The sequence below is a fragment of the Acinetobacter sp. ANC 4805 genome (genome assembly GCF_022549495.1).
Taxonomy (GTDB): Bacteria; Pseudomonadota; Gammaproteobacteria; order Pseudomonadales; family Moraxellaceae; genus Acinetobacter.
Window position 1 is genome coordinate 151,029 of sequence record NZ_JAKZGD010000008.1, and the last position, 11,527, is coordinate 162,555.

The 11,527-nt window shown below is 37.7% G+C and carries 15 protein-coding genes and 1 pseudogene; 4 read left to right on the forward strand and 12 right to left on the reverse strand.

The genetic code is table 11. The annotated features are described in order from the left end of the window. Positions 1 to 251 precede the first annotated feature (251 nt). On the forward strand, positions 252 to 563 hold the full coding sequence (locus tag MMP60_RS12290) for a hypothetical protein (protein ID WP_241336540.1): 312 nt from the start codon (positions 252 to 254) through the stop codon (positions 561 to 563). A 117-nt stretch (positions 564 to 680) separates the two neighbouring features. On the opposite strand, the gene MMP60_RS12295 is transcribed toward MMP60_RS12290, so the two are convergent. The 5 genes from MMP60_RS12295 to MMP60_RS12315 all read right to left on the reverse strand — a co-directional run bounded on the left by MMP60_RS12295 (position 681) and on the right by MMP60_RS12315 (position 4,306). Next, positions 681 to 1,484 carry an enoyl-ACP reductase gene (locus tag MMP60_RS12295; protein WP_241336542.1) on the reverse strand — a complete coding sequence of 268 codons (804 nt, stop codon included), beginning with the start codon at positions 1,482 to 1,484 and terminating at the stop codon, positions 681 to 683. 139 nt (positions 1,485 to 1,623) lie between these two features. Continuing rightward, positions 1,624 to 2,358: a Bax inhibitor-1/YccA family protein gene (locus MMP60_RS12300; protein ID WP_241336544.1), complete on the reverse strand. Its 735-nt coding sequence runs from the start codon at positions 2,356 to 2,358 to the stop codon at positions 1,624 to 1,626. Positions 2,359 to 2,556: 198 nt separating this feature from the next. Beyond that, entirely contained in the window at positions 2,557 to 2,970 is a 414-nt protein-coding gene (locus MMP60_RS12305; protein ID WP_241336546.1) for an acyl-CoA thioesterase, read from the reverse strand. 1 nt (position 2,971) lies between these two features. After that, complete coding sequence (gene trxC, locus MMP60_RS12310) at positions 2,972 to 3,409, reverse strand: thioredoxin TrxC (protein ID WP_241336551.1); 438 nt, start codon at positions 3,407 to 3,409, stop codon at positions 2,972 to 2,974. Further along, a complete protein-coding gene (locus tag MMP60_RS12315; protein ID WP_241336552.1) occupies positions 3,410 to 4,306 on the reverse strand; it encodes an alpha/beta fold hydrolase in 897 nt (298 codons plus the stop codon). It lies immediately after the preceding gene. A gap of 123 nt (positions 4,307 to 4,429) precedes the next feature. Here MMP60_RS12315 and MMP60_RS12320 point away from each other — a divergent pair, with 123 nt between their 5' ends. The 3 genes from MMP60_RS12320 (at position 4,430) to MMP60_RS12330 (ending at position 6,441) form a co-directional block, all read left to right on the forward strand. Beyond that, a complete protein-coding gene (locus MMP60_RS12320; protein WP_018677680.1) occupies positions 4,430 to 4,765 on the forward strand; it encodes a TIGR01244 family sulfur transferase in 336 nt (111 codons plus the stop codon). A 304-nt stretch (positions 4,766 to 5,069) separates the two neighbouring features. Then, a complete protein-coding gene (locus MMP60_RS12325; RefSeq protein ID WP_241336553.1) occupies positions 5,070 to 5,687 on the forward strand; it encodes a hypothetical protein in 618 nt (205 codons plus the stop codon). A 16-nt stretch (positions 5,688 to 5,703) separates the two neighbouring features. After that, complete coding sequence (locus tag MMP60_RS12330) at positions 5,704 to 6,441, forward strand: hypothetical protein (RefSeq protein ID WP_241336554.1); 738 nt, start codon at positions 5,704 to 5,706, stop codon at positions 6,439 to 6,441. Positions 6,442 to 6,494: 53 nt separating this feature from the next. Here the strand turns inward: MMP60_RS12330 and MMP60_RS12335 are convergent, their stop codons facing one another. From MMP60_RS12335 to MMP60_RS12365, 7 genes and pseudogenes are all read right to left on the reverse strand, one after another. Further along, positions 6,495 to 7,667 (reverse strand): acyl-CoA dehydrogenase family protein, encoded by a 1,173-nt coding sequence (locus MMP60_RS12335; protein ID WP_241336555.1) that lies wholly within the window; start codon positions 7,665 to 7,667, stop codon positions 6,495 to 6,497. Between the two features lie 92 nt (positions 7,668 to 7,759). Further along, positions 7,760 to 8,923, reverse strand: a complete 1,164-nt coding sequence (locus tag MMP60_RS12340; protein WP_241336557.1) for an acyl-CoA dehydrogenase family protein — start codon at positions 8,921 to 8,923, stop codon at positions 7,760 to 7,762. A gap of 137 nt (positions 8,924 to 9,060) precedes the next feature. Beyond that, a pseudogene (locus tag MMP60_RS12345) lies at positions 9,061 to 9,624 on the reverse strand (DUF4256 domain-containing protein). Positions 9,625 to 9,646: 22 nt separating this feature from the next. Further along, positions 9,647 to 9,994 carry a GFA family protein gene (locus MMP60_RS12350; RefSeq protein WP_241336559.1) on the reverse strand — a complete coding sequence of 116 codons (348 nt, stop codon included), beginning with the start codon at positions 9,992 to 9,994 and terminating at the stop codon, positions 9,647 to 9,649. Between the two features lie 65 nt (positions 9,995 to 10,059). Beyond that, positions 10,060 to 10,455 carry a hypothetical protein gene (locus MMP60_RS12355; protein WP_241336562.1) on the reverse strand — a complete coding sequence of 132 codons (396 nt, stop codon included), beginning with the start codon at positions 10,453 to 10,455 and terminating at the stop codon, positions 10,060 to 10,062. Positions 10,456 to 10,538: 83 nt separating this feature from the next. Beyond that, the gene (locus tag MMP60_RS12360; protein ID WP_241336564.1) at positions 10,539 to 10,931 is read right to left on the reverse strand and encodes a DUF2007 domain-containing protein; all 393 of its coding nucleotides are present in this window, start codon (positions 10,929 to 10,931) and stop codon (positions 10,539 to 10,541) included. A gap of 72 nt (positions 10,932 to 11,003) precedes the next feature. Beyond that, complete coding sequence (locus MMP60_RS12365; RefSeq protein ID WP_241328693.1) at positions 11,004 to 11,345, reverse strand: hypothetical protein; 342 nt, start codon at positions 11,343 to 11,345, stop codon at positions 11,004 to 11,006. Between the last annotated feature and the right edge of the window lie 182 nt (positions 11,346 to 11,527).

The following is an 11,527-nucleotide window of genomic DNA, read 5'->3' on the forward strand; positions in this document are numbered from 1 at the left end:
TTAGAATCGATAGTAGAAGCTTGTTTATATCTAGTTTAAATCTATCTTTATCTGAAGAAATGAAAAATGCTATTTTAGGTTGTAATCCATATTCTGAGAAAGTGGTAGGTAAAAGAATCAAATTAATTGAAGCAAATTGGGAAACCATCAGTGTAATGGGCTTGATCTCAAATTCACAATATCAAATACTGTTCAATCTTAAACTGTCTACTTTTTATGGGTAATAATATCAATACAATACATGGAGTAATATGTATAACGTTAACCTGCTACTATATATTTGGGATAGACAAACTTTAGAAGAGTCGAATAATTGGGCACTTGCATATAAAAAAATTGAGATGCCATTTATTCCTTTCGTTGGCTTAGAAATTGACTTCCCTCTAGAAAGAAACCAAAAAATCAAATCTATTAAATGGATTATGGAGAGCAACTCATTTTCTTGTATTCTAGAAAATGAATTCTCGCGCTACGGCATAGATGATCGAATGTTTGAAGAATGGCTTGAATATTACGAAAATTATGAATGGTCTATCGAAGGACCATATGCCAAAATTGAATAATTAGACCATAGCTGTATTTTGCATCAATTTTGAAATGAGGCTAGAGTTAACATCAAACTCTCAAAAAAACAAAGCCGCTATAAAAGCGGCTTTGTTAAATAATTTAGATTAATCTAATTATTCATCATCCATCAGTGATTGGCTCATACCAACAGTATTGAAACCACCATCAACATATAAGATTTCACCCGTAATACCAGAAGCCCATGGTGAACAAAGGAATAATGCTGCATTACCCACTTCTTCAATCGTTACATTACGTTGTAATGGCGCGATCTTTTCATTGGCATCTAACATTTTACGGAATGATTTGATACCAGACGCAGCCAAAGTACGGATTGGGCCCGCAGAGATCGCATTTACACGAATTCCCTCTTTACCCAAGCTTAATGCTAAATAACGCACACCCGCTTCTAACGATGCTTTTGCCATACCCATCACATTATAGTTTGGCATCACACGCTCAGAACCCTGATAAGTCAAGGTTAATAAACAACCTTTACGTGCTTGTAATAAAGGTTTAGCCGCACGTGCCATCGCGACAAAACTATATGCACTAATGTCATGTGCAATTTTAAAACCGTCACGGTCAGTCACGTCGGTGAAATCACCATCTAGCGTATGTGCAGGTGCAAAACCAATCGAATGCACAACACCATCTAAACCGTCCCAATGTTTTGCTAACTCAGCAAATGCACCATCAATTTCTGCATCAATCGCTACATCACAAGGGAAAACGAGGGTTGAACCAAACTGTGCTGCAAAGTCATCAACACGCTTTTTTAGCTTTTCATTTGGATAAGTAAATGCTAACTCTGCGCCTTCACGGTGTAATGCTGCCGCAATACCGAAAGCAATTGATAATTTACTTGCAATACCAGCGATTAAAAAACGCTTACCAGCTAAAAGTCCTTGTGACATCTTATTCTCACTCGAAAAATTTTCACCACATCATGCCAACATTCCAGATTTTTCGGAATTGCATAATCCACCTTTTTTACAATCTTGCATAAAAAAATCGCCTGATAAAAGGCGATTTATATTTTATTTCAATTTTGACTTAGTCATCACCTTGAATCAGGCTCAACAAACGTAGGAATGAGTAATACATCCACACTAAGGTTGCAAGCAAAGCAATCGCACAGACCCATTCAAATGCTTTAGGAGCACGTTGTGCTGCTGCATTCTCAATAAGATCAAAATCTAAAATCAGATTAAGTGATGCAATTACTGCAACAAATGCAGCAAAACCAATACCTAACCAATTGCTTTCAAAAATATAAGGAATACTTGAACCAAAGATCAAACTCAAAACAATTTGCACAACGAAAACCAAAGCAATCGCGACAGAAGCCGAAATCACGACAGCCTTAAATTTTTCAGTGGCACGAATAATTTGGAATTTATACAACGCAAATAAAACTAAAGTTGTCACAAAAGTCGCAAGCAAAGCTTGTAAAGGAACACCAGGAAACTTCAACTGGAAAATAAAAGACACTCCACCTAAGAATGCGCCTTCAAATAAAGCATAAGGAATTGCTAAAGCAGGTGCGGTATTTGACTTAAACGTCGTAATCAAAGCGAGAATGAGACCACCAATTGCACCAATGATCGTTGCAGCATAAGCAATTGAAAGATTCGCTGTAATCGCACAATATAAAAATAGTGCCATTCCCAATACGGCTGCAATCACTGTCAATACCACTGACTTTTGAATCGCACCTTGAATGGTCATAGGCTCGGATAAATTACTATAGGTTTCAACCCGAGTTAAAATAGGATTATTACTTTGCATATAAGCTCTCTTTTTATAGTAGGCAAATAAAAAATTGAGTTTATGATATTTTTCGCTCAAGCCCAATGTTTTTTACATTCAATAAAAAGAATCCACTTACGCCAGTAAAATTATCTAAGGCTAATATAAAAAACGCCCAATGAAACTCATCAGGCGCTTAGTTAAAATAAATATCAAGCTACTTCAAGAGAGGCTTAATTAACTTGCTAAAAATTCTTGCTTAATTTGTTCTGATATCTGTCGCTTATTCCCATTCACATCTACAGCGACAAAAGTAAAAACGCCTTGAGTAATGAGAATAGGGGCACGAGAATCATCATGACTATTCCATACTTCAATTTGCACCTGTACCGAAGTATTTCCTACTTTCAACACTTTGGTATAACAACTAATCACGTTACCAACTTTAACTGGGACGAGAAAAGTCATTTCATTAATTGCAATCGTTGCACAACGACCTTTACTAAAACGTTCAACATGAATCGCTCCAGCTAAATCCATCTGAGATACAATCCATCCCCCAAAGACATCGCCACTCCAGTTCGTATCTGCTGGCATCGCAATATTTTGTAAGGATAAAACTCCTTCTGGATGATTTGAACGATCCGTCATATTAATGTCCTTGATGTTGCTGTAATTGCTGATCTAACCATTGTTGTAACTCAGGTGCGCGTAATGCCCCACTCATTCTCGCCAATTCAGTGGTTTTATTCATTAAGACTAAGGTCGGAATGCTGCGAACATTAAACGCAGCACTTAAACGTGGATTGGCTTCGGTGTCAATTTTTGCAAAAACTACATAAGGATTTTGCTTTACAACCTGAGCAAAATGTGGTGCCATCATCTTACATGGACCACACCATTCCGCCCAAAGATCAATCAATACAGGTAGATCAGAATTGCTAATGAAATGACTAAAATTTTGTTCATTTAATTCAATTGGCGCTAAAGTTAACAATGCTTGATGGCATTGCCCACAATTTGGATGAACTGCCAATTTTTCTTCAGGTACACGATTTTTTGCACCACATGATGCACAGACAATAATCATTTACACCACTCCAATATGTTGATGTAAAAATTCTAATTGGGTTGTGACTGCTTTTTCAAACCAAGAACCGTGATAAATATCAAAATGTTTCATCTCCCATTCATAATAGCTCACAAATGGCGCAATATTGGTCGCTGCTTCACGGCTTGATTCTATTGGAATTAGAGTATCGTGCTTAGCCGCGATAAATAAAACAGGGATATTAATTTTGCGTACAAACTGAATCGGACGATAACGCATTAAATTAAAGAAGACACGTGCAGGAACTTCACCACTCCAATAATAGTCAGGATTTACAATCGAGTGATAACCATAGTAACTATCTGAGGTTGGTAAAAAGCATAATTTATATTGATCCACAACAGGCAAGGTTTTAGGCACTAGCCCCATCTTAGACCCCATATAATCCTGACTAGAACGCTTTAAAGCCTCTGGATAACGCTGCAAGGGATAAAGTTTGGCTGTCTCAGCACCATCGACATAAGGTACTTGTACCATCACGGCTTGAATATTTTTAAGATCAGTTGCCAGACTTAAAGCATAACCACCACTTAATGAAGTTCCCCAAAGAATAATTCGTCGGCTATCAATTAACTTACAGTTCGATGCATATTGAACAATGGTTTTCCAATCATCTAATTGCGCACTCAAGGACACCAATTCACGAGGCTTACCTGTACTCCCCCCCCAGTAACGATAATCAAATAAAATCACCGCATAACCTGCTTGAGCAAAACGTTGTGCATACTGAACTAATTTGAATTGGCGCAATCCAGCAAAACCATGAGCCATAAGAATCACGGCAGGCTTCATATTTGTTTTGGGAAGATAAAAATCAGCAGCGATGGTTTCATCATCACTTGGAACATACAACGGCTCAACTGTATAGGTGTGCATGCGCGCTCCATTGCTTTATATTATTACTTATCATCATTTATTTGCTATAGACATTTAAACCCAAGATCGAGCTTAATGCTATGATAGAGCATAAAATGTTTTGTTTATTTTTGGAGTGACAAGATGTCAGAAAATGTTGGTTTTGCAGGTCAAATTGGCCCTGAACATGTAGAACAAGTCGTTGAAAAAGGGTTTAAATCTATTATCAATAATCGCCCTGACATGGAAGGTGGCTCTGAACAACCTACAAGTGTGCAGATTGAAGAATCTGCACGTAATGCGGGCTTAGATTATGTCTACCAACCAGTTGTTGCAGGTCAAATTACAGAGTTAGATGTTCGCACATTTGCAAACCATTATAATGAGCTACCAAAACCGATCTTGATGTTCTGTCGCACAGGTAATCGCTCAAATAATTTATACCAACTCGCAAAACAAATGGATTTATTGGATGATTAAAAATATTGTTCAATATGACCTAGCGATACTGGGGTGGAGCAATTCATAAGGAAGTTGAATTGAATCACCCCATAAATACTGACTGAGCGAAGATAGTCCACACATTCAAAAATCTTGCATCAGTCACAATACGGCATGATCGATGGCACTATTGTTCAAGTACATCGGTCATTAAGTAGGATGATGATTTAAAATAATATTTAAGCACGACATAACTTAACGCCTAACTCTTTTCCTGTATTTTCGTTTAAATAAAAAACTGCTATTCTGCTTAAACATCAAATGATTACAAGAAATAGTAAAAATGAACCCCGTACAACATGCCAATATTTCAGTAAAACGTCGTGGGGGCGAGCTTGAAGATTATATTGATATTCATGCGCTCATCGACAGCACTAAAATGCTCTGTACCGACAATCGCCATCGCATCTTGCATACTTTTTGGGGTGTTCAAGAAGTGATTATTCCGATTTTTGGACATCACTTTGAAAACAGTGCAGGTAAAAGTATTGAAGTCAAAGACCTCTGCGAGAAAGATCATCTGCTCGTTGATTTCCACCATCGTTTTATTCCAACAATTGGGGATTTCGTTGCATCGATGCAAGATATTCCTACAGACGGACTAGCCAAACGCTTAGAAAAGTTCCATCGCGATGTGATTGATGACCCAAAAATCTCAGCAACACTACTCTCGCCATTATCGGTAACAGGTCAACTCAAATCTTTACTAATTACGCATAATAGCTGGTTTATCAATACCATCCTGCCAATGATGGGAAAAGGCGAAGCCAAATTTATTGATTTTGATATTAGTCCAGATTTCTTTTTTAATCCGATGCGTTTTGAACTTTGGATGGACAATGGGATGGCTGTGCCCCCAAGTGCAGCTAAGTTACAAGAATTGAAAACTAGAATTGCCTAATCTACGGGGAATAAAAATGAGTAATATCCAATACATCATTCGCCAAAATGACTTTGCTTACAATGATGAATGGCATCTGACCAATTGCGTTTCAACTGGGGCGATCAAGCAGATTTATACAGATAAAGCTGAAGCTGAAAAGGCATACAAATCACTAGTCGTAGAAGGCTTATACTATGATGAACTATGTAACTATGACATTGGCAATGGTGAAGCAGATGATGAAATATACGAAAAACTTGAAGCTTTAATTTTAGAAAAAACAGGAAAAACTTTTAATATAGATGATGGTGAAATTCCTAAATTGAATGAAGATGATGCTTTTGAATTTGCTAAAATCTCAGGTATTGTCTGGTACCAATTATTGGAAGTTGATGCATCACAGCCCTGCTATGTACTCTGGATCAACTCTGAAGAAGACTATTTTAGTGGCTATGAAACTGGCAGCATTATTTCTAGCCAAGATGAAAACTTTGGTGATGTGTCGTGGGAAGCCAATATTTATGCGATGGACTATGAGTTTGAAGCTTTGATGGACAAACCACTTGCAGAGTTAAGCGATAGTCCACTATTACTCAAACAGTTTATCGAACAAACTCCAGATATTCGTTACGATGCTGAAAAAGACAGTATCCAAGGTATTGCCTTAGATAATATAAAATTTATCGATATAAAAACTTTGAACTCATTTTTGAAACAACCTATATTTGAAATCCGCCAAATCTCTTTAGAAGAATTAGCTGAACTAGAATAAATTTGAAAATAAAAAGTGCGGAAATTAACCGCGCTTTTTATTCGTCATAGGTATTAATAGTCTAGCTGCTTACTGATTAGATCCTTCATAATTTCTTCAGCACCACCACCAATCATATTCACTTTGACTTCACGATAAATTCTTTCGGACTTCGTTCCACGCATAAAACCCATTCCACCCAAAGTTTGCACCGCAGCATCCGCACAAAATTGCATCGTACGAGTCGCTACATTTTTTGACATCGAAATTTGTGCAATGAGGTCTGCTCCTTGCAGCTCTTTTTGTCCCATTCGATAAGCTGTATCTTCTAATAATGCTCGTGTTGTAGTCAATTGTGTTGCCATATCTACAAGTTTGTGGCGAACCACCTGATGATCCACCAAGCGCTTTCCAAAAGTTTGACGCTGTTTTGCCCAATCTAAGGCTTCCTCATAACAGACCAAGGCATAACCATATGCCATCGCGGCTAGCCAAAAACGTTCCATATTAAAGTTATTCATAATGACTTTAAAACCAGCATTTTCCTCACCTAACAAGTGACTAACTGGGACTTGGACATTGTCAAAATGCAAATGCGCAGTGTCTGATGCCCACCAACCCATTTTCTTTAATGTTGATTTGGTTATTCCCTTGCTATGCGCATCGACCAATAACATGGAAATCCCTTTGGCACCTTGGGCATTTAGATCAGTTTTGACCGCAACCGTATAATAATCTGCTCGCATTCCTGATGTGATAAAGGTCTTTTCACCATTCAAAATAAAATGATCTCCTTCTCGAACTGCTTTGGTTTTAATTGCAGCGACATCAGAACCGCCACTAGGCTCTGTAATTGCCAAGGCTGATATTTTTTCACCTGCAATAATCTGTGGCATAACTTCATTACGAATCTCAGGTCGAGCAAAATGATGAATGGGTGGTGTTCCAATGCTATGGATCATAAGCGAAATATGCACACCACCAGATCCAGCTTTTGCCATCTCAATTGCTGCCAACATCACGTAGAAGGCATCTGCATCGGGAATGCCACCATGTTCAGCATCATAGCCGAGACCCATTAAACCGATATTTGCAGCCTGTTGATAAAGTTCTCGTGGAAATATTCCTGCCTCATCCCATTCATTCACATAAGGTGAAATTTCTTTCTCTACAAACCGTTTGACACTGTCTGCAAAGGCCCGATGTTCAGATGTGTAATAAATCGGGTTAAGTGATAAACCATCCATGTCTTTTTCCTAAATTATTATTTAACTAATTGTTCTTTTATAAATACGGCTTTAGACCAATCTCATCATGGTTTAAAGCCTTAAAATTTCGCTTAATAACCGAGTTGGCGGCTGGCAAGGTCTTTCATAATTTCCTCTGCACCACCACCAATCATGTTCACTTTCACTTCACGATAGATACGTTCAGATTTTGTGCCACGCATAAAACCCATCCCTCCTAAAGTCTGAACGGCAGCATCAGCACAAAATTGCATGGTTTGTGTTGCTACATTTTTAAGCATGCAAATTTGTGCAATCAGTTCATTACCCTGCAATTCTGGTTTTCCTAAACGATAGGCTGTATCTTCCAATAACGCACGAGTTGAAGTTAAACGTGTCGCCATATCTACTAGCTTATGGCGAACGACTTGATGATCAATTAAGCGTTTACCAAAAGTTTGTCGTTGTTTAGCCCAATCCAAAGCTTCTTCATAGCAAACCAACGCATAACCATAGCTACTGGCTGCAAGAAAAAATCGCTCCATGTTAAAGTTGTTCATAATAACAAAGAAGCCCATATTTTCGGCACCAAGTAAGTTTTTAGCTGGCACACGCACATGATCAAAGTGCAAATGCGCTGTATCCGATGCCCACCAACCCATTTTATCTAGCTTTGATTTTGTAATGCCTTCACTATGCGCATCAATCAACAGCATTGAAATACCATTAGCTCCCTTAGCATCAGGATCAGTACGTACTGCTACTGAATAATAATCTGCTCGAATACCCGATGTAATAAAGGTCTTTTCACCACTGACAATATAATCGTCACCATCTCGAACCGCTTTGGTTTTCAAAGCCGCGACATCAGAACCACCGCTAGGTTCAGTAATTGCCAATGCAGAGATTTTCTCTCCTGACAAAATTTGTGGTAAAACTTCAGCCTTGACCTCTTCTTGAGCAAAATGCTGAATTGGTGGTGTTCCAATCGTATGTGAAAGCAATGATGCAGCCAAACCACCTGATGCGCACTTCGCTAACTCCACTGAGGCAAGCAGAGTATAAAATGCATCCGTTCCCGCAATACCACCATAATTTTCATCAAAGCCCACACCAAGCAAGCCTATATCAGCGGCCTTTTTATACAGCTCATGCGGAAAAGTTTCCGCTTCATCCCATTCAGTGATAAAAGGACTAATTTCTTTTTCAGTAAAGCGCCTAACACTCTCAGCAAAGGCTAAATGTTGCTCGGTGTAATATAAAGGGTTGAGTAGCATGCTTGCTTCCTAATAATTATTGATCATTGTTTTCGAGTATTTAGTGAGCACTAAGGTATCAAAACCATAAAAACCAAGCAAGCGCTTGGCAAAATTTAAAATTAAGAAATTTTAGAATAATGGTATAAAGTTCAAAATTATATTTTTAGTCGACCACGAAAACCACGAGTCGCATAATAAGATTGCGCACCATTGTGATAAATAAAAACTCGTCCATAGCGATTATCACAAAAAATTGCACCACCCTATTTGCGTAGATCTTCTGGTGTTTTTACCCAACTCGAAGTTTTTAAATCAAAATGCTCAACCGACTGCAATTGCTTGTATTGCTCTTCTGTGAGCAATTCAATTCCAATTGTCTCTGCAACCTCAACTGCATTGTTTTCTGGCTTATGTTCTTTACGTGCATCCAAAGCAGCACGATCATAACAAAGGCTTCTACGCCCTTTTGGTGTTTCTACGGCACAATCATAAAAGATAATTTCAGATGATTTTGAATCAAATGACACGATATCTGGTTCTCCACCAGTCTCTTCCATTTGATTGAGTGACCATAGCTTTTCAGGTTTTTGTTTCAACTGATCTTCGATATCAACCCAATTCAAACCGTGATGCCGATGCATATTTGCTTCAAAACGCTTTTTAAATATTTCGAACAACACGATCATCTGTTCAGCACTTAACTGTTTTTTCTTAGTCATTTTTCTTCTCTAAATTTTAATACTACACCGAACGACCATCAAAATGATTGATTTTGATGCTTTCCAAATCTAAATCTTCGATACATCTGATATTAATGGCATACATCTGATTCCCTTGCGGATCAATGCCTGTTGCATAAGGATGAATACCACAGATCTTACAAAAATGATGATTGATCACATGCTTATTAAATTGGTAACTAGTTAAAGTATTTTCTTGAACTGAAACATCAACTTTATCCGTAGGCAAGAACCACAATAAAGAACCTTTCCTTTGGCAAATCGAGCAATTGCATGACATTGCTTCAGTCAAATCACCTTGTGCAATGAAGGTGATTTTTCCACAATGGCAACTTCCTTTATATTCCATCTTATTGTCCTTTTTATATTGTTCTACCGTATTAAACAAAGCTGCTTAAATGATGTCCACTTAATTTAGTTATTTCTTTCGTGATAAGAAAATGTAAGTTGATGTCGCCATTGATATTCCAATCGAGCCAAAGCACCAACAAAGATAGCCTCTCCAGCAATATGGATCACTGCAAAGATAGTCATTTGTTGCCAAAATCGCCAAAGGATAACCAGACAAACCAAGACCCAGATGCTATTTGCAATTACCAAGATATTGATGAGGAACAGTGAGCGTTTTTTATAATTGGCTAGTGTAAATGAATAACTTGCGTATAAGAGATTCACGCAACCCACGAAAACAATAATCCCCTTGGGTAAATGATAGAGTTGACTTAACCATGGTGCAGCTAGTAATACGATCGGCCCAGCAGATGCAGCCGCAGTACAGTCTATCCACAAAATTTGCTTGGCAATCTTCATTATTTAAATGCTCTTTTTGTTTTAATTTGAGCATATACAGATCATTCATGATTTAAAACATCTTGCTGACTTTCTATACGACATTAAATCCAAAAATGTTGGCACTGCCGACACTTCGTTCCATTTTTATAAGAAAAGAGCGGAAAACCCAACAATAGAAAAACCACATAAGCGGGGCGTTTACCTTCTGTATAAGGTTGTATATCAGTACTGCCACAATTAGGACAGCTTTCGCTTAATCCAAACTGTTGTTCTAATTCCTGACTAAAATCTTGAGCAAGTAATGCTTTAGCCTCTTCTGCATAGCTTTCAGGAACTAATAATCGCACACCACCTAAAGCATTGGAGTAAAGCCAATCCATATTAATGGTATGTTCATTTTCAATACGTGCTGGAATTTCAGCTGCTTCCAATTGTGTTTTAGCAATCTGAGCTTCATAGGGAAAAGAATACGTTTCAGCGACCACCCATTTCATAGGAATATCAAAATAGAATAAATATAAATTCTAAGCTCAGTTCATCTCAGTGCACAATGCTCAAATTTGTTGTTATATATTTTGGCCATGAAATTTTTCCCATGCAATCGACTCCAAGTCGCCAGTCAGTTCATTGGATTGCTCATCCAATAGCTTATACATGATCTGATATTGACCAATTGTTGCACTGCCTTCAAGGCCTAACAAAACCGTATACAACGCATCAGTTAGAGCTTCTGAAACAATTTTTTTCGTTAAATTAATCTGTTCATGATTCATACCAGATTTTTCTAATAGACTAATTCGTGATATTTCAGAATCAACAGTAAAGTAACTCTGAATCAGATCATCTCTTAAAAGTTTAAATTCCTCTACGAATTCTTCTGAAGTCATGGCAAGGTGATTATTGATCATTTAAATTTCATCCTTTTATTATTTTGATTCAACCTATAAAACAATAACATATTCCTCAAGATACGCTATTTAATGTATTTTTCTTCCCAATAAAAAACACCCCCTCAGCATTAGCGGAGGGGGTGATTTAATTTAAAAGCTGGCGATGACTTACTCTCACATGGCAAACGCCACACTACCAT